General features: G+C 66.1%; 19 protein-coding genes and 1 pseudogene. 8 read left to right on the top strand and 12 right to left on the bottom strand.

Translation table 11 applies throughout. From position 1 onward, the window contains the following. Positions 1 to 35: 35 nt before the first annotated feature. The 11 genes from G3W89_RS10255 to nac form a co-directional block, all read right to left on the bottom strand. Complete coding sequence (locus G3W89_RS10255) at positions 36 to 770, bottom strand: amino acid ABC transporter ATP-binding protein (RefSeq protein WP_162577412.1); 735 nt, start codon at positions 768 to 770, stop codon at positions 36 to 38. A gap of 98 nt (positions 771 to 868) precedes the next feature. After that, on the bottom strand, positions 869 to 1,624 hold the full coding sequence (locus G3W89_RS10250; RefSeq protein WP_162573982.1) for an amino acid ABC transporter permease: 756 nt from the start codon (positions 1,622 to 1,624) through the stop codon (positions 869 to 871). A 3-nt stretch (positions 1,625 to 1,627) separates the two neighbouring features. Next, positions 1,628 to 2,329: an amino acid ABC transporter permease gene (locus tag G3W89_RS10245; protein WP_162573981.1), complete on the bottom strand. Its 702-nt coding sequence runs from the start codon at positions 2,327 to 2,329 to the stop codon at positions 1,628 to 1,630. A 31-nt stretch (positions 2,330 to 2,360) separates the two neighbouring features. Next, entirely contained in the window at positions 2,361 to 3,113 is a 753-nt protein-coding gene (locus G3W89_RS10240; RefSeq protein WP_162573980.1) for an SDR family oxidoreductase, read from the bottom strand. A gap of 161 nt (positions 3,114 to 3,274) precedes the next feature. Next, entirely contained in the window at positions 3,275 to 4,039 is a 765-nt protein-coding gene (locus tag G3W89_RS10235; RefSeq protein WP_162573979.1) for a LamB/YcsF family protein, read from the bottom strand. Between the two features lie 18 nt (positions 4,040 to 4,057). Beyond that, positions 4,058 to 4,498, bottom strand: coding sequence for an acetyl-CoA carboxylase biotin carboxyl carrier protein (locus G3W89_RS10230; protein WP_162573978.1), 441 nt, complete (start codon positions 4,496 to 4,498; stop codon positions 4,058 to 4,060). Beyond that, positions 4,495 to 5,484 carry a biotin-dependent carboxyltransferase family protein gene (locus tag G3W89_RS10225; RefSeq protein WP_162573977.1) on the bottom strand — a complete coding sequence of 330 codons (990 nt, stop codon included), beginning with the start codon at positions 5,482 to 5,484 and terminating at the stop codon, positions 4,495 to 4,497. Before G3W89_RS10225 ends, G3W89_RS10230 begins: the two co-directional genes overlap by 4 nt. Further along, on the bottom strand, positions 5,481 to 6,143 hold the full coding sequence (pxpB, locus tag G3W89_RS10220) for a 5-oxoprolinase subunit PxpB (RefSeq protein ID WP_162573976.1): 663 nt from the start codon (positions 6,141 to 6,143) through the stop codon (positions 5,481 to 5,483). Before pxpB ends, G3W89_RS10225 begins: the two co-directional genes overlap by 4 nt. Continuing rightward, positions 6,140 to 7,492, bottom strand: coding sequence for an acetyl-CoA carboxylase biotin carboxylase subunit (gene accC / locus G3W89_RS10215; RefSeq protein WP_162573975.1), 1,353 nt, complete (start codon positions 7,490 to 7,492; stop codon positions 6,140 to 6,142). The genes pxpB and accC overlap by 4 nt, the downstream gene beginning before the upstream one ends. A gap of 10 nt (positions 7,493 to 7,502) precedes the next feature. Beyond that, entirely contained in the window at positions 7,503 to 7,976 is a 474-nt protein-coding gene (locus tag G3W89_RS10210; RefSeq protein ID WP_162573974.1) for an acetyl-CoA carboxylase biotin carboxyl carrier protein, read from the bottom strand. 133 nt (positions 7,977 to 8,109) lie between these two features. Continuing rightward, positions 8,110 to 9,048 (bottom strand): nitrogen assimilation transcriptional regulator NAC, encoded by a 939-nt coding sequence (nac, locus tag G3W89_RS10205; protein WP_162577411.1) that lies wholly within the window; start codon positions 9,046 to 9,048, stop codon positions 8,110 to 8,112. A gap of 158 nt (positions 9,049 to 9,206) precedes the next feature. Here nac and G3W89_RS10200 point away from each other — a divergent pair, with 158 nt between their 5' ends. The 5 genes from G3W89_RS10200 (at position 9,207) to G3W89_RS10180 (ending at position 14,094) form a co-directional block, all read left to right on the top strand. After that, a complete protein-coding gene (locus G3W89_RS10200) occupies positions 9,207 to 10,415 on the top strand; it encodes an aspartate transaminase (RefSeq protein ID WP_162573973.1) in 1,209 nt (402 codons plus the stop codon). 41 nt (positions 10,416 to 10,456) lie between these two features. Further along, positions 10,457 to 11,128 (top strand): RraA family protein, encoded by a 672-nt coding sequence (locus G3W89_RS10195; protein ID WP_162573972.1) that lies wholly within the window; start codon positions 10,457 to 10,459, stop codon positions 11,126 to 11,128. 36 nt (positions 11,129 to 11,164) lie between these two features. Next, positions 11,165 to 12,169 (top strand): 2-hydroxyacid dehydrogenase, encoded by a 1,005-nt coding sequence (locus tag G3W89_RS10190; RefSeq protein ID WP_162573971.1) that lies wholly within the window; start codon positions 11,165 to 11,167, stop codon positions 12,167 to 12,169. A gap of 105 nt (positions 12,170 to 12,274) precedes the next feature. Continuing rightward, entirely contained in the window at positions 12,275 to 13,048 is a 774-nt protein-coding gene (locus G3W89_RS10185) for a glucose 1-dehydrogenase (protein WP_162573970.1), read from the top strand. 8 nt (positions 13,049 to 13,056) lie between these two features. Beyond that, positions 13,057 to 14,094, top strand: a complete 1,038-nt coding sequence (locus G3W89_RS10180) for an L-idonate 5-dehydrogenase (RefSeq protein ID WP_162573969.1) — start codon at positions 13,057 to 13,059, stop codon at positions 14,092 to 14,094. A 158-nt stretch (positions 14,095 to 14,252) separates the two neighbouring features. Here G3W89_RS10180 and G3W89_RS10175 read toward each other — a convergent pair whose 3' ends face one another. After that, positions 14,253 to 14,729 carry an NUDIX hydrolase gene (locus G3W89_RS10175; protein WP_162573968.1) on the bottom strand — a complete coding sequence of 159 codons (477 nt, stop codon included), beginning with the start codon at positions 14,727 to 14,729 and terminating at the stop codon, positions 14,253 to 14,255. 75 nt (positions 14,730 to 14,804) lie between these two features. Between G3W89_RS10175 and G3W89_RS10170 the strand changes: the two are divergent. The 3 genes and pseudogenes from G3W89_RS10170 to G3W89_RS10160 form a co-directional block, all read left to right on the top strand. After that, positions 14,805 to 15,098, top strand: a pseudogene (locus tag G3W89_RS10170) (carboxymuconolactone decarboxylase family protein); the annotation flags it as partial. Further along, positions 15,095 to 15,358, top strand: a complete 264-nt coding sequence (locus tag G3W89_RS10165) for an alcohol dehydrogenase catalytic domain-containing protein (RefSeq protein WP_232076440.1) — start codon at positions 15,095 to 15,097, stop codon at positions 15,356 to 15,358. The pseudogene G3W89_RS10170 and the gene G3W89_RS10165, both read left to right, overlap by 4 nt. Before the next feature lie 23 nt (positions 15,359 to 15,381). After that, positions 15,382 to 16,338, top strand: coding sequence for an AraC family transcriptional regulator (locus G3W89_RS10160; RefSeq protein WP_162573967.1), 957 nt, complete (start codon positions 15,382 to 15,384; stop codon positions 16,336 to 16,338). Positions 16,339 to 16,352: the final 14 nt, after the last annotated feature.

The following is a 16,352-nucleotide window of genomic DNA, read 5'->3' as shown; positions in this document are numbered from 1 at the left end:
AAGAAAGGCGGGCCGGTACGCGGGGCAAGTCGGCTTCAGTGCGCGCGCAAGTCGGACAGGAAGCGCTGCGCTCGGGGATGCTGGGGTCGGGTGAAGAAGGTCTCGGGATCAGCCTTCTCGAGAATGCGGCCTGCGTCCATGAACCAGACCTGGTCGGCGACCTCACGTGCGAAGTTCATCTCGTGCGTGACGCACATCATGGTCATCCCCTCGTTGGCAAGGCTGCGCATGACCGAAAGCACCTCGCCGACCATTTCCGGGTCCAACGCGCTGGTGGGCTCGTCGAAAAGCATCGCCGGGGGCTCCATTGCCAGCGCGCGCGCGATGGCGACGCGTTGCTGCTGGCCACCGGACAACTGCGCCGGGTATGAATTGGCCTTGTTCGACAGCCCGACGCGTTCCAGCAGTTGGCCGGCTCTGGCTTTCGCATCACTGCGCTTCACCCCCAGCACGCGCACGGGAGACAGCATGATGTTCTCCAGCACCGACAGATGCGGGAACAGATTGAAGCTCTGGAACACGAAGCCGATGCGGCTGCGCAGCTTGTTCAAGGCCTGGCTGCTCATCGGCGCATGAATGTCATGGCCATCGAACAGCAACTTCCCGGACTTGATCTCCTCGAGCCGGTTCACGGTACGGATGAGGGTCGACTTGCCGGAGCCGGAAGGGCCACAGACCACGACCACCTCGCCTTTGCGGACCTCGGCGTTGACCTCCGTCAGGGCCTGGTACTCGCCATACCACTTGTTGATGCTGGAAAACAGGATCATGGTGTCGTCTTCGCGTGCCTTGGGCCGCGCGCTGGGTCGTACGAGGGTGTCCATGGTGTTGTCTCCGTTCCAGATTCTTTGGCCGTCGAATCGCGGCATCAGGGATTGGCTGCCACGGGCGGCAACGGCAGGTTGTCGTCCGAAGCGACCGGTGTCGCGCTGCCGAGCCGCTTGTGGGCGATCCGCCGCTCGAGCCATTGCGCGAATTGCGTCAGGCTGAAGCAGACGACGTAGTAGGTCATTGCGAGGATGAAGAACACCTGGAACGGTTTGGTCAACAGCTGGTTGTTGATCTGGTTCGCGGCAAAGGTGAGTTCCTGCACGTTGATCACGTAGCCCAGCGTGGTTTCCTTGATGGTGGAAATGAACTGGCTCAGCAGGCTCGGCAGCATGTTGTAGAGCGCCTGGGGCAGGATCACGAAGGCCATGGTGCCCAGGTGACTGTGGCCCAGGGCGCGGGCGGCTTCGGTCTGCCCCTGTGGCAGCGCCTGGATGCCGGCTCGCACCACTTCCGAGAGGTACGCGCCTTCGTAGATCACGAGCGTGCACAGCATCGTCGTGAAGCCGGACACCTCACGCCCGATCAGGATCGGCACGAGAAAGTACACCCACAGGATGACCATCAGGAGCGGCACGCCGCGCGCGATGTACACGAGCACCGTGGCCGGCAAGCGCAAGGCACGCCATGGGGACAAACGCGCCAGTGCAAGCAACACGGAAACAGGAAAAGCCAGCGCGATGCCAAGCACCGAGAGAATGAGCGTGGCGCATATGCCGCCCAGCGGGCCGTTCGGGTACTGGCCGACCAGCAGCAGCAGCCAGTTGTCGCGCAGGATGTCGAAGATTCCAAACATGTCTCACCTCGCCGCGGCAACGCGATAGTGACGCGAGATCGCCGCACCGACGCCCATGATCAGCAGCGACACCACCAGGTACATGACGGTCGCGAGGCTGTAGGCCTCGAACGTGCGGAAGCTCTGGCTTTCGATTTCCTTGACCGCATGGGTCAGTTCGGCAACGCCGATCGCCATCGCGAGACTGCTGTTCTTGAACAGCGACACGCTGTGGTTCACGAGGGCCGGCACCGCGTTGCGCACGGCCTGCGGCAGCAGCACATGTCGCATCGCGCCAAGATATCCGTGACCCAGCGCGCGCGCTGCCTCGGATTGACCGGCCTGGATGGCACGCAGGCCGGAGCGCATGTCCTCGCTGAAATAGGCGGCCTGGCACAGGCCGAGCGCGACGATCGAGATCAGGGCCTCTGCATTGTTGTTCGAAAGCCAGGCCTGCACGGCGTCGGGCAACAGGCTGAAGATACCGAAGTACCAGAGCATCAGTTGCACCAGCGTTGGCACATTGCGGTGATAGGACACGTAGACCGCCACCGCGCGCTCCGCGATCGGATTGGCGCTCAGACGCACTACCAGCAAGACGAAGGCGATCGCCATTGCGAGCAGCCATGAGCCGACTGCGATCTTCATCGTCAACGCCACACCGTGCAGCAGCATGGCGCCGAAATCGGGCTTCAGCAGGATCGCGAGGAGATCGAAGTCCTTCATGGCGTGCTCTCGCGGGGAGGGGCCGGCCCGCTCAGGCCCGGACCGTCTCCGGCTTCGCTGTGGACAAGCCGCCGGGCACCTGCAGCGTCGGCGTGATCTCCATGTGGCCGATGTTCACCGCGACGGGTGCCGCGATGGCGAAGGCGATGGCATTCGCGATGTCCACGGCCCGCGGCAGTTCGTAGCCATCGACGAATCGCTTGCGCGTTTCCTCGGAGTCTCCATGCACGTGCGCGAAGATGTCGGTGGCGACACGACCCGGGCAGATTTCGGTCACGCGAACGCGCTTGCCGAAGCAGTCCACGCGCAGTTGGCTCGACAGCATGCTCACGGCGGCCTTGGTCGCGTGGTAGGTGCTGTTGCCGCCGAAGTTGTAGGCCGCCGCGATCGAGCTGATGTTGACGACGTGGCCGCTGTCGCGCGCCACCATGCCCGGAACGACGAGCCGGCAAAGATGCAGCACGGCGCGCAGGTTGACGTCCACCAGGAGGTCGATGCCCTCGGCGTCGGCCTTCAGGATCGAACCCGGGCGGTCGACCCCGGCGTTGTTCACGAGCACGTCGAAGTCGACCTCCCGGGTGAGTGCGGTCACGCCGGCCAGATCGCTCACGTCGATCGCGTGCGGGATGCAGCCGGTGCGCGACGCGAGTTCCTTCAGCTTGTCGCCGCTGCGAGCCAGCGCGTGGACCTGCAGTCCTTCGTTGCACAGGCGCTCGACGACGGCGGCGCCGATGCCGGAGGAGGCCCCTGTCACGAGGGCGGTCTTGTAATCGGTGAATGGCATGGGGATCACTTTCTATCGGCGGATGAATTCACTGTATCGACGGCACACCGGGGGCGCCAAGACGGATTGGCTGTGGAGCGATAAGGCTCCCTTATGTCGCCCTCGAAGGGGGCGCTCGGTGTCAGGGTAAGCACCATGTCCGTGCCTGTTCGCGAGCCGGCTCAGGCGGTTTGGCGCGAGATGGGAACCACCCGGCCGTGGGCCTCGACCAGCTTGCGCACACCGCGCGCGAGCGCGACCGCTCCGGGGGTGTCCCCGTGGACCAGGATCGAATGCGCGCGCATCGGAATCCTGCTGCCCGCGTAGGTGGTGACGGTCCCCTCCTCCAGCAGCTGCCGAACCCGGGTCAGCACTTGCTCGGGGTCGTGGATCACCGAGCCGGGCAGCTTGCGCGAAATCAACAGCCCGGCGTCGTCGCAGGCGCGGTCGGCCAGGAAGGTGGTGCGAACGCGAAGCCCGCACCGCTCGGCCGCATCCTCGATGGCCCGGCTTGCCGACGTGCTGATCGTGAGTGCCGGATCGAAGTCGGCCACCGCTCGCACGAGTGGTGCCGCGAATTCCGCATCCGCCGCCGCCATGTTGCCGAGCGCCCCGTGGAAGCTCGTGTGCGTCATCCGGTGCCCGGCGGCGCGCGCGATCCCGGCCAGCGCACCCATCTGGTAGATGACGGCCGCGACCAGTTCCGGCGTGTCCATCTGCAGCGGACGGCGGCCGAAGCCCGCCAGGTCCGGGAAGCCGACATGGGCGCCCACGTCGACGCCGCGATCGAGTGCCGTGCGAACGGTGCGGTCCATGATCCGCGGGTCGCCCGCGTGGAAGCCGCAGGCGACGTTCGCCGAGGAAAGGATGCCCAGAAGTGCGTCGTCGTCGCCCATGCGCCAGGGGCCGAAGCCTTCACCGAGGTCAGCGTTGAGGTCCATGTCCATGGCGGTGTCCTCGTTTCGTCAGAAAGGATCGAGATCGACGAGGGCAGCGCCATAGCCGACGGGGGCGCAGTCCTCGACATGCAGTGCGGAGACCTTGCCGGCCCTGGGTGCGGTCACCGGCAGCAGCAGCACGCCGATGCGCAGGAGTCCCAGGATCTGGCCTGCCTGCACGCGCAGTCCTTCCCGCACAAAGGGGGAACTGGCGTCCGGGTGGGCGCGCAGGAACACCCCGACCGAAGCGGCGATCGCCGTGACGGGCGGAGAGTCCGCACAGGCCCTTGCAGCAGTCGGATGATCGAGCCGGGCATCGCTGTGCGGGCAACCCTCCAGGGCCACCACGTCGTGGCCACGTCGCGCCAGTCTGAAGGTGCCCTCGGGCATCCGCAGTTCGAGAAATCCGATGTCGGCCGCCGCCATCCAGCCGGCAATCTCGCGAAGCTCGTCGGGCGCCTTCTTCATGCGGCCATTCCCATCGGCCCGCTGCGGTGCAGCGCCACCATGCGGGCCACCTTCGCAAGCCAGGCATCTTTTTGTTCCAGCGCCCCGACTGCCTCGTCCCAGTTGGCCTCGATGAAACGGATGCGGCTGCCGATCGGCGCCTGGCCCAATCGCCACAGGTCCGCCTCGATGACCGTGCCGAATTTCGGATACCCGCCCGAGGGCTGCGCATCGCGCATCTGGATGATGGGTTGGCCGCTGTGAGGCACTTGAATCACACCCGGAACGATGCCATGCGAGCGCAGTTCCATCGGTGCCGTCGGGCACAACGCGGCGCCGGACAGCCGGTACCCATAGCGGTCACTCTGCGCCGTGATCCGCCATTCGCCGGCCCAGAAGGCCTCGCGCGAGGCCGGTTCGAAAGCTTCGTACTCGGCGGCCGGCAGCACGCGCAGCGCGACCAACCCGTCGCATTCCAAAGGCAGGGCCAAGGAAGGCGGCACCAGCCCGAAACCGGTCCGACAGACGCGGCCGGGCTCGGCGGCGCGCAAGACATCCCCTTTTCGCAGTGCCCTTCCCTCGTGCCCACCGAAGGAACCGCGCAACTGCGTACTGCGCGACCCCAGAACCTCCGGCACATCGACGCCGCCGGGCAGGCACAGCATGGCCCGGCTCGCGCGCCGTGCTCCCTGCGGAAGCCCCAGCGTCAGCACCTGACCGGCGTGCGCTCGATGCGCCCACCAGGGCAGCAACGGTTCGAGATCGAGCTTCGCTGCGCAGTCGGCACCGGTCAGTGCAAAGGCGCAATCGGCGTCGAAGCGGACCTTGAACGGAAATACCGGCACCTCGATACCCGCAGCCCCCGGATCGTTGCCGAGCAGAAGATTGCCCGCAGCCAAGGCCAGGTCGTCCATGGCGCCGGCGGTACCCACGCCATAGCGCAAGCTGCCCGTGCGCCCGAGGTCCTGCACAGTCGCCAGCGCAGCGTTGGAAAGGACTTCGATCATGGCTCGATCCCTTCGACGACGAAGCGGATGCGGTCCCCCGGCTCCAGGGTCGCGGGAGGATTGCGCGACGGGTCGAAGAAGGTCATCGTGGTCGTGCCGATGGTGTTCCAGCCGCTGGGCCCGGCGGAAGCCGAGACGCCGGTCTGCGCTCCGCCGATCGACACCGCTCCGCCCGGAATGCTCAGCACCGGCACCTGGCGCCGCGGCGTCGCGATACGTGGGTCCATGCCCCCGAGGTAGCAATAGCCGGGGTGACTCCCGAGCGCATACACCGGGTAGAGCGGCGCGCTGTGCAGCTCGACGATGGCCTCGACCGCGAGGCCGGTGTGCGCCACCACATCTGCCAGGTGCGGACCGCCTGCACCGCCGTAGCGCACCGGGAGCTCGAACACCCTGCCTTCGCGCGCGAGCGGCGTGACGGCCTGCCACGCGTCGTCCAGCCGTGCTTTCAGTTCATCGAGCGCGTGCGGCGGACGGGTGAAGCTCAGCATCAGGTTGTTCATGCCAGGGACCGCCTCGCGCACTTCGGGCCACGCCGCGGCTTCCTTCGCGAGCGCCCAGATGCGCTGCTGCGAAGGAAGCGCCATGGCGCCCGGCGCTTCGAAGAGCAGCGCAGTGGTGCCGAGGAGGCTGACCGTGGGCGATCCGATGGGGCTCATGAGGCACTCCTGCGCTGCAGCCAGCGCTCGAGGTGGTGGATATCGACGCCGCCGGCAGCGAAGCCCTCGTCTGCCATCAGTGCCCGATGCAAGGCGACGTTGGTCGCGATGCCTTCGATCTGCAGCTCGCCGAGCGCGAGCCGCATGCGGTCGAGCGCGTCATCGCGGCTGCTGCCGTGGACGATCAACTTGCCGATCATGGAGTCGTAGTAAGGCGGCACGCGATAGCCAGCGCCCGCATGCGAATCGAAGCGCACGCCGAAGCCGCCGGGCACGCACCAGTCCGTGATGCGCCCCGGCGATGGTGCGAAGGTGTGCGGGTCTTCCGCGTTGATGCGGCATTCGATCGAATGCCCCCTGCAAGGCACGTCGACCTGCTCGATGGCGAGCCGCTCGCCGCGCGCCATGCGAAGCTGCTGCTGGACGATGTCGATCCCGCTGGTCATCTCGGTGACCGGATGCTCGACCTGGAGCCGCGTGTTCATCTCGATGAAGTAGAAGGCGCCCTTCTCGTACAGGAATTCGAAGGTGCCGACACCGCAGTAGCCGATCTGCCTGCAAGCCGCCGCACAACTCTCGCCGACGGAAGCGATCAGTGCCTCGTCGATGCCGGGTGCCGGGGCTTCCTCGATCACCTTCTGGTGACGGCGCTGCAAAGAGCAGTCCCGGCTCCCGAGCCAGATCGCGCGGCCATGGTTGTCGGCCAGCACCTGGATCTCGACATGGCGCGGATGCAGCAGGAATTTCTCGACGTAGACCTCCGGATTGCCGAAGGCGCGGCGCGCTTCCTCGCGCGTGAGCGCAAGCGCCTCCAGCAGCTCGCCCTCCTGGCGCACCACGCGCATGCCGCGGCCGCCGCCGCCGCCGGCCGCCTTCACGATGACGGGAAAGCCGACCTCGCGTGCAATGGCGCGCACCGCGTCAGGGTCATCGGGCAGGCCGCTGTCAGGGCCCGGTACGCATGGCACGCCGGCCCGGCGCATGGCGCGCTTGGCCGACACCTTGTCGCCCATCACGCGGATGCAGGCGGCGCTCGGGCCGACGAAGTGCAGGCCGGCCTGCTCCACCCTCTCGACAAAGCCTGCACTCTCGGAGAGGAAGCCGTATCCCGGATGAATGGCCTGCGCACCGCTGACCTCGGCCGCATAGAGCAGCGCCGACTGGTTCAGGTAGCTGAGGCTTGGGCTGGCCGGGCCGATGCACAAGCCTTGGTCGGCCTGCCGCACATAGGGTGCGTCAGCATCGGCCTCGGAATGCGCGATGACCGTGCGCAGGCCCAGGCCGCGGCAGGCACGCAGGATGCGCAGCGCGATCTCGCCGCGGTTCGCAATGAGAACGGTGTCGAACATGGCGTCGCTCTCAGGCCAGGCGGAACAGGGGTTGGCCGGCCTCGACCTCGTCGCCCGAGCGCACGAGCACCTCGACCAGCTTGGCGTCTGCCTCGGCACGCACCTCGTTGAAGACCTTCATGGCTTCGATCACGCACAAGGTCTGGCCGGCCGCGACACGCTGGCCGGGCTGCACGAACAGCGGCTCGCCGGGCGAAGGTTGCAGGTGGATCACGCCATACAGCGGGGCGACGCACTGGGCCGCGGCGTCGGCTTCGGCTGCCGATTGCGCGCCGGCCGCGTCGGTCGGTACTGCCTCGACAGCCCGCTGCGCCGCATCAGCCTCGGGCCTGAGATGGCGGGCCGCCTGACACGGCCGGGCACTGCCTGCTTCCGCCGGCTGTTTCACCAACCTCAAGGTACAGCCGTCCTCGCTGTATTCGAGCTCCGAAAGCTCCGAGCCCGCCAACGCCTCGATGAGGATCCTGATCTGTTCCTGATTCATGCCGGACCCGCCGGGACGGCGGGATCTCCTTGGTGGCCGACGCATTCCGCGAACACGTGACGGCAGGCTTGAACGGTAGCCCGCGGCGCTCGCAAAGCCAAAGACGGATTGGCTGTGCCGGGATAAGGGCGTCTTATGACGGCATGGCCACCAAAGGCTCGCCGAGCGCGTGAGGGCTGTGCGACAGCTCGGTCACCAGTTCGAGCAGGATGTCCTTCACGGCTTGTGCGGGCTCGGACAGCGGCAGGTGGTCGGACTGGCAGAGCGCCAGCGGCGCTTCGATGACGGGATCGACGATCTGGAACTGCCAGGCCCCGCAGGCCGTCACCACCTCGCGCGCCATCGAGGCCGGCAGAATGGTCGCGCCCAAGCCATCCGCCACGGCCGCGGTCAGCGTGAACGCGGATTCGATCTCGGCGACGACACGCGGGGCGCCGCCGAGCCGGCTGAAGGCCGCATCGACCAGTTTGCGCACGACGTTGTAAGGCCGCGGCAGGAAGAGCTCCATGTCGCGAAGGTCGGCCAGGCGCACCGGTTGCGCCGGCGCCGGGATCGATGCCGGGCCGACCAGGAACAGCGGCTCCTTCAGCAGCGGCAAGAAGGTCAGGCCGTGAATCGCCTTGTCGCCGTAGAGCACGGCCAGGTCCATCCGGCCGTTCATGATGAGTTCGCTCAGCGTGGTGCCGTAGTTCTCGTTGAGATAGAGCAGGATGCCCGGGTGACGCGCCCGCACCGTGCGCAGGAGAGGCAGCGAGAGGGCCGCGGCTGCCGTGCCTGGCGCCAGGCCCACGGAGACCTGGCCCGACACGCCCTGGCCTGCGGCCTCCATGTCGGTCTGCGCCTGGTCGCACTGGCGCAGGATGATCTGCGCATGGCGGTAGAGGACCTTGCCGGCCTCGGTCGGCGTCACGCCGCGCTTGGTCCGCACCAGCAACTGCTGCCTCACCTCCCCCTCGAGCGTCGCCAACTGCTGGCTCAGCGCTGGCTGGGCAATGAAAAGAACCTCGGCCGCCTGCGTGAGGCTGCCGATGTCCACGATCTTCACGAAGTACTTGAGCCGCCGCAGGTTCACGCCTGCCTCCGAAGCAAAAGTTGAGCCTAGCACCGAGGCCGCTGGCCAGCCATCGGTGCGTTCCATAAGCTCTTCCTATCTGTACAGATCGAACTCGTCTTGGCCTCGGCGGCCGGTTCTGCGTACCGTACGGACCTGCCATCCCACACCTGGAAGTCATGACCACCTCACGCATCGCAGAGCGCGTACGGCGCATCAAGCCCTCGCCCAGCACCTCTGCCGCCGACCGCGCCAACGAACTGCGCCGCCAGGGCAAGTCCATCGTGAATCTCGTCGTCGGCGAGCCCGATTTCGACACCCCCTTGCACATCCGCCAAGCGGCGGTCGCGGCCATGGACAAGGGCGCCACGCGCTACACGCTGATGGCCGGAACGGTCGAGCTGCGTGAAGCCATCCTCGGCAAGCTCCAGCGAGAGAACGGTCTGACGTATGCGATGAACGAGATCATTGCCACGAACGGCGCCAAGAGCGCGATCTACAACGCGTTCGCCGTCACGCTGGAACCGGGCGACGAGGTCATCGTGCCTGCGCCCTACTGGGTGTCCTACCCCGACATGGTGCTCGCCTGCGAAGGCCAGCCCGTGATCGTCGCCTGTCCCGAGCGCAATGGCTTCAAGCTGACGCCCGCGCAGCTCGAGGCCGCCATCACGCCACGTACGCGCTGGCTGCTGATCAACTCGCCAAGCAACCCGACCGGCGCGGCCTACACCACGCACGAATACCGATCACTGGCCGATGTGCTGGTACGCCATCCGCAAGTCCTTGTCATGACCGACGACATCTACGAGCACATCCGCTTCGACGGCGAGAAGACGCCCCATCTCCTTGCCGCGGCCCCCGAGTTGCGGGATCGCACGCTCGTGGTGAACGGCGTTTCGAAGACCTATGCGATGACCGGCTGGCGCATCGGCTACGTGGCCGGACCGGCAGACATGGTCCACGCGATGGATACGCTGCTGTCGCAATCGGCCGGCAACTGCTGCTCCATCAGCCAGGCCGCGGCGGCTGCAGCCATGAACGGCGACCAGTCCTTTGTCGCCGAGAGCGTTGCCGTCTACAAGCAGCGTCGCGACCGCACGCTCGCCCGCATCAACGCGATCCCCGGCCTGAGCTGCGCCACGCCGCAGGGTGCCTTCTATCTCTACGTCAACTGCAGCGGCCTGATCGGCAAATCGACCCCGTCTGGCAAGGTCCTGGCAGACGACGGCGATGTCGTCATGTACCTGCTCGAAAGCGAGGGCGTCGCGATGGTCGCAGGCACGGCCTACGGCCTGTCGCCGTACTTCCGGCTGTCGATCGCGACCTCGATCGAGAACCTCGAGGAAGGTTGCGCGCGCATCGCCCGAGCCGTGGCCGAGCTGCGCTGAGCCCTCCCCCGCCGAAACCGAACACCGAACTGGAGACTTCCATGGAATTCAAGGCCATCCGCAAGAACCCGTCCGCACCGCAAGTCAATCCGGCGCACATCGCCGCGCTGCGAGACATCCCCGTTGCCGCGCTCAGCGACAACATGCATCGCAACATCGGCAGCGTCGGGCTCAACGCCTATCACCGGCCGGGCCCCGGCACGATGGCAGGCACTGCCGTCACGATCAAGTCCCGTGGCGGAGACAACCTGACGCTGTTGCGCGCCTTCGAGTTCTGCCGGCCCGGCGATGTGATCGTGATCGATGCCGACGGCTGCCTGTCCAATGCGGTCATCGGCGGCATCCTGTCGTTCTACGCGGCCACGATCGGCACGGTCGGGGTTGTGCTCGATGGCGCGATTCGTGATGTCGCCGAGATCCGGGCGCGTGACTTCCCGGTCTATGCGCGCGGCGTGAATCACCGTGGGCCGTACAAGGACGGCCCCGGCGAAATCAATGTGCCGGTGTCGGTAGGAGGCATGCTCGTGAACCCCGGCGATGTCGTGGTCGGCGACCAGGACGGCCTGATGGCGTTCTCGCCGAACGATGCCGAGTGGCTGATCGAGAGGGCCCGGGCCCACCTCGGCACCGAAGCTGAAACCCTGCGCGCCATGAAGGAAGGTCGCTGGGGCCGCAGCTTCGTGGATGCGCTCGAAGCACGCTGCCCCAACTGACCAAGCTGCCATGGATAACGCAATTTCGAGCCATCAATGAAGCCCGCCGTTCTCGTCACCCGTGCCACGTTCCCCGACATCGTCGAACGCCTGCGCGAGCACTTCGACGTCGAAGACAACCCTCACGACACCCTCTGGGACCCCGCCGAACTCAGGCGGCGCCTGCACGGCAAGCAAGGTGTGATGAGCCATGGCAGCGACCGCATCGACGCGGCCCTCCTAGATGCATGCCCCACGGTCAAGGCAGTTTGCAATGTCGGCGTGGGCTACAACAACGTGGATGTCGAGGCCTGCACCCAGCGCGGCGTGTTGGTGACCAACACACCCGATGTCCTCACGGAAACCACGGCCGACTTCGGTTTCGCGCTGATGATGGCCGCTGCCAGGCGCATCGGCGAATCCGAGCGCTTTGTACGGCAGGGCGACTGGACCAAGACAGGGATCTTCGACATGTTCGCGGGCCCGGACGTGCATGGCGCGACACTGGGCATTCTCGGCATGGGCCGCATCGGCCGTGCGGTCGCACGCCGCGGGTCGCTTGGCTTCGGCATGCAGGTGATCTATCACAACCGCTCGCGCTTGAGCCCCGAGGCCGAAACCGAGAGTGGTGCCCTCTATGTGGACAAGGCAACCTTGTTGCGCGAAGCCGATCACCTGGTGCTGGTGCTGCCCTACTCGGAGTCGTCGCATCATGCGATCGGGGCTGGGGAACTGGCGCAGATGAAGCCCACAGCCACTCTGACGAACATCGCGCGAGGCGGGATCGTTGACGATGCGGCGCTCGCCGCAGCACTGCGGGCCGGCACGCTCGCGGCGGCCGGGCTCGACGTCTTCGAAGGAGAGCCCATGGTCCATCCAGCGCTGCTCGGCTTGCCGAACGTGGTGCTGACGCCGCACATCGGGAGCGCGTCGATTCAGACGCGCCGGGCCATGGCGTCGCTCACCGTCGACAACCTGATCGCTGCATTGGGTGCTGGCCCATGCGGGGGCCAGCCACCGAGCCCGGTCAATGCAGAAGTGCTTTCGACCGATCGGCGATGAGCAGGACGCGAAGGGCATCTTCGCGATGAGCTGCTCGGACTCGGTTCATCTATGTGAACATTCCATTCCTTCCTCCGTTGTTCAACCGGATTTCAGGACACAGACGTGAACCCCATTCTCAAGCGTTTCGATCTCAGCGGGCGCACTGCGCTCATTACCGGCTCCAGTGCCGGCATCGGTTTTGCGCTGGCGCGCGGACTCGCAGGCGCCGGTGCCCGCGTGATCCTGAACGCGCGCAACGCGGCCAAGCTCGAGCAGGCTGCTGCGCAGTTGCGGGACGAAGGCGCCACGGTCTTCACCGCCGCATTCGACGTCACCTCGGGAGCGGCCGTCGACGAGGCGATCGGGCGCATCGAGACCGACATCGGGCCCATCGACATCCTCGTCAACAACGCCGGCATGCAGCGGCGCGGGCCGCTCGACCAGTTCGATGAAGCCCACTGGCACGAGCTCATGAAGACCAACGTCGACAGCGTGTTTCTGGTCGGCAAGGCGGTCGCGCAACACATGATTGCGCGCGGGCGCGGGAAGATCGTCAACATCTGCTCGGTGCAGAGCGAACTCGGCCGCCCCGGCATTGCGCCCTACACCGCCAGCAAGGGCGCCGTGAAGATGCTGACCAAGGGCATGGCGATCGACTGGGGCCAGCACGGGATCCAGGTCAACGGCCTCGGGCCGGGCTATTTCAAGACCGAGCTGACCGATGCGCTGGTCAAGAACGAGGAGTTCACGAAGTGGCTGGTCGGGCGCACGCCCTCGCGGCGCTGGGGCGACGTCGAGGACCTGATGGGGGCAGCGGTGTTCCTGTCGAGCGATGCCTCCAACTTCGTCAATGGCCACATCCTGTACGTCGATGGCGGCGTGACTGCAACCCTCTGAGAAATACCATGGAAGCACTTGTCATCCACGCCCCCGGCGACCTGCGCGTCGAGGAGATCGAGACCCCCGAACTCGGCGCCGACCAGTTGCAGGTGCGCGTGCGCTGCGGCGGCATCTGCGGATCGGACCTTCACTACTACCAGCACGGCGGCTTCGGCACCGTGCGCATCCAGCAGCCGATGGTGCTGGGGCACGAGGTGGCCGGGACCCTAGAGGCGGTGGGGTCCGCCGTCACAGGCTTCCGACCGGGCGAGCGCATCGCGATCAGCCCGAGCCGGCCGTGCGGGCTCTGCCGCTACTGTCAGCAGGGGCTGCAGAACCACTGCCTGGATATGCGCTACTACGGCAGTGCGATGCGCAACCCGCACGTGCAAGGCGCATTCCGCCAGCAGATCATCGTCGAGACCCACCAAGCCCATAAGCTGGCGGATTCGGTCAGCGACGGCGAGGGCTCGATGGCCGAGCCCCTGTCGGTGGCGCTGCACGCGGTGGGCCGTGCGGGTCCGCTGCTGGGCCGGCGCGTCCTGGTGACCGGATGCGGGCCGATCGGCGCGTTGGCGATCATCGCCGCACGCCGTGCGGGGGCGGCTCACATCGTGGCCACGGACGTCGGCGTGCTCACACTCGACAAGGCCCTCAAGGTCGGCGCCGACGAGGTCGTCAATGTGGCCGAAGAGCCCGAGGGCCTGCGGCGCTTCACGGCTGACAAGGGCAGCTTCGACGTGCTGCTCGAGGCCAGCGGCAACCCGCGCGCTCTGGTCGGCGCCTTCGAGGCGCTGCGGCCACGCGGAATCATCGTGCAGCTGGGCTTGGCCGGCGGTGAGATCCAGCTGCCCATCAACACCATCGTGGCCAAGGAGTTCGACCTGCGAGGCGCCTTCCGTTTTCACGAGGAATTCGCTGTAGCCGTGGAGCTCCTGAACAAGGGGCTTGTCGACGTCAAGCCGCTGATTTCGGCCACGCTGTCGTACCGCGACTCGGCCCGCGCCTTCGCGCTGGCGGCCGATCGATCTCAGGCGATGAAGGTCATCCTGAACTTCGATTAGGTAGACGTGTCCCTGCGCCCGGGCTCAACTGGCTGAACGAAACTGACGCGAGGCTCACAACGAGCTTCCCGCCAAGCCACTGGTGGACCGCGCCTCGGAGCAGTTGATCTCTGGAGGTCGTCGCTCATCGCATCGTCAAGGCGGGCGGCGCTCCGACCTCAGGGGTACTCGCGCTGCACCGCATGCGAGAACACCAGCGGATCGGACAGCAGTGAGGCCGCCAGAAAGGTCGGCCGCAGGTTGATCGACGCGAGCTCCCCGAGTGCGAACCAGCGGAACTCCAGCTTCAGGTGGGTCTCGATGCCGTGGTGGACTCGATCCTTGTCAAGCACGCTAGAGTACGGATCGAGCGCAACGCGGAAATAGAAGCCGATCTCGTGGTTGCGCCGGCCCGCAAGGTCGAAGAAATTCTCGGCGACATGGACGAGAGGGCCGCATTCGACCGCTTCGCCGAGTTCTTCCCTCATCTCGCGCACGACCGTTGCCGACGCGGCTTCGCCGACCTCGACGCGGCCGCCCGGCAGCGCCCAGTGCGCGTCGCCCGGCGCACGATGCACGAGCAGGTGACCGGCATCGAGCACGATGGCCGCAGCACGGACCTGGAAGCGCTGACCGTCAAGATGGACTGAAATCATGGGGGCCTGCCCGATCGTTTGCAGTGGGACTCGCGCAAGTTTGCACCATCGAGCAGCGCAGCCCCCAGGCGCGTGGCCGAGCGGATGGCCAAGATGTCTGCCGACGAAATCATCCTCGCTCGGCGGGGACAAGCCACCGATCCGAAGCGGCACGCTGCCGTCCAATTCGCGCGCAAAGTCATAGAGAACCGCGGCAAGGTCAGCGACGCTGATCTGCGAGCCGTTCGCGATGCTGGCTACACGGACGCACACGTCATCGAAATCGTCGCACTCGCCATGTACTCTCTGACGAACTTCTTCAACAACGTGTTCGATCTTGAGCAAGACTTTCCCCCTGACCAGGTAAGTCAACAAGGAGAGACCTCATGAAAGCGATTGTCGTTACCGACCCGGCGGCAGGAAAGGCCGGGATGAAGCTGGTGGAGCGCCCCGACCCGGTGCCTGCGATCAACGACGTCGTCGTTCAGGTTCATGCGTCGGGATTCGTCGGCACTGAGTTGGAGTGGCCTTCGACCTGGACCGATCGCGTCAGCCGCGACCGAACACCGTCCATCCCGGGACACGAGTTCGCCGGAGTGGTCACCGCTCTTGGCTATGGCACGACCGGACTCTCGGTGGGCCAGCGTTGAGCACTTTCACGAGCCGAAATCCAATGTCCCAAGTCGACTGGCTGAGCCAGCTCCTGCAAATGATCACCGTCACGGGCCGGCTGGAGGTCCGCTGCGCTTACGGCGCGCCATGGCGCGTCTCGTGGCCCCAGTCCGCGGCAGACGAGATTCCTTACCACATCGTGCTCAAGGGCCGGGCCATTCTCAAAGATTCAAAGATGGAGACGGTTACGGAACTGGTGGGCGGTGACATTGTGCTGCTGCCTCATGGCTCGGAGCACGTGCTGGACGACGGCAGTGGAGAGGCCCCGGCGCCCACACACAATCGCCGAGATTCGGGAGGTTGGATGCTCAGCGAGAACGATGGCTCAGGCGAGCGTCTGGATCTGTTGTGCGGGAGGTTCTTCATCAGGCAACCGCATGACCGCTTGATTCGCAATTACCTGCCCACGAATGTCGTCATAAGGTCGTCGGACAGCAATACCGACGAAGGTGTCAGCTCCGCTTCACAGCACCTGGCGGGTCTGATGGGCCTGATGCGGCTGGAGTCCACCGGCGACAAACTGGGCGGGAATGCCGTGCTGAACGCGCTCTCCTCGGCGCTGTTCACACTCGTTCTGCGTGCAGCAAGCGAATCCGAGCACGCCCCCGCGGGCCTGTTGGCGTTGGCCGGCCACCCACGCCTGGCGCCAGCCATTTCTGCCCTGTTTTCCGATCCGGCGCGCCCCTGGAAGCTGCCTCAGCTGGCCGACTTGTGCAGCATGTCGCGCGCTACCTTCATGCGGCACTTTCAGGAAAAGCTAGGGCGCTCGGCCATCGAACTGTTGACCGATATCCGCATGAGTCTGGCCGCCAACGAGTTGACGAAGCTGGGGATTACAACCGCGGCGGTAGCCGAGTCCGTAGGGTATCAATCCGAGGCAGCATTCCGGCGTGCGTTTGCCGAATGGATGGGAATGACGCCCGGGCAATGGCGCCGTTCGGCCCGTGAGGGTCAATAGTGGCGCTCAGTCGG

Origin of the sequence: Variovorax sp. PBL-H6 (genome assembly GCF_901827155.1) — a bacterium.
Classification (GTDB): Bacteria; Pseudomonadota; Gammaproteobacteria; order Burkholderiales; family Burkholderiaceae_C; genus Variovorax.
The sequence above is the reverse complement of the archived record's forward strand: the minus strand, read 5'-3'. Positions and strand labels throughout refer to the sequence as shown.

Bases quoted from the DNA above. Each gene is read 5' to 3' on its own strand.
- G3W89_RS10180 (WP_162573969.1), top strand. From the start codon at position 13,057: ATGGAAGCACTTGTCATCCACGCCCCCGGCGACCTGCGCGTCGAGGAG.
- G3W89_RS10245 (WP_162573981.1), bottom strand. From the start codon at position 2,329: ATGAAGGACTTCGATCTCCTCGCGATCCTGCTGAAGCCCGATTTCGGC.
- G3W89_RS10190 (WP_162573971.1), top strand. From the start codon at position 11,165: ATGAAGCCCGCCGTTCTCGTCACCCGTGCCACGTTCCCCGACATCGTC.
- G3W89_RS10255 (WP_162577412.1), bottom strand. From the start codon at position 770: ATGATCCTGTTTTCCAGCATCAACAAGTGGTATGGCGAGTACCAGGCC.
- G3W89_RS10240 (WP_162573980.1), bottom strand. From the start codon at position 3,113: ATGCCATTCACCGATTACAAGACCGCCCTCGTGACAGGGGCCTCCTCC.
- accC (WP_162573975.1), bottom strand. From the start codon at position 7,492: ATGTTCGACACCGTTCTCATTGCGAACCGCGGCGAGATCGCGCTGCGC.
- G3W89_RS10200 (WP_162573973.1), top strand. From the start codon at position 9,207: ATGACCACCTCACGCATCGCAGAGCGCGTACGGCGCATCAAGCCCTCG.
- G3W89_RS10230 (WP_162573978.1), bottom strand. From the start codon at position 4,498: ATGAAGAAGGCGCCCGACGAGCTTCGCGAGATTGCCGGCTGGATGGCG.
- G3W89_RS10175 (WP_162573968.1), bottom strand. From the start codon at position 14,729: ATGATTTCAGTCCATCTTGACGGTCAGCGCTTCCAGGTCCGTGCTGCG.
- G3W89_RS10165 (WP_232076440.1), top strand. From the start codon at position 15,095: ATGAAAGCGATTGTCGTTACCGACCCGGCGGCAGGAAAGGCCGGGATG.
- G3W89_RS10195 (WP_162573972.1), top strand. From the start codon at position 10,457: ATGGAATTCAAGGCCATCCGCAAGAACCCGTCCGCACCGCAAGTCAAT.
- G3W89_RS10250 (WP_162573982.1), bottom strand. From the start codon at position 1,624: ATGTTTGGAATCTTCGACATCCTGCGCGACAACTGGCTGCTGCTGCTG.
- G3W89_RS10225 (WP_162573977.1), bottom strand. From the start codon at position 5,484: ATGATCGAAGTCCTTTCCAACGCTGCGCTGGCGACTGTGCAGGACCTC.
- G3W89_RS10160 (WP_162573967.1), top strand. From the start codon at position 15,382: ATGTCCCAAGTCGACTGGCTGAGCCAGCTCCTGCAAATGATCACCGTC.
- pxpB (WP_162573976.1), bottom strand. From the start codon at position 6,143: ATGAGCCCCATCGGATCGCCCACGGTCAGCCTCCTCGGCACCACTGCG.
- G3W89_RS10235 (WP_162573979.1), bottom strand. From the start codon at position 4,039: ATGGACATGGACCTCAACGCTGACCTCGGTGAAGGCTTCGGCCCCTGG.
- G3W89_RS10210 (WP_162573974.1), bottom strand. From the start codon at position 7,976: ATGAATCAGGAACAGATCAGGATCCTCATCGAGGCGTTGGCGGGCTCG.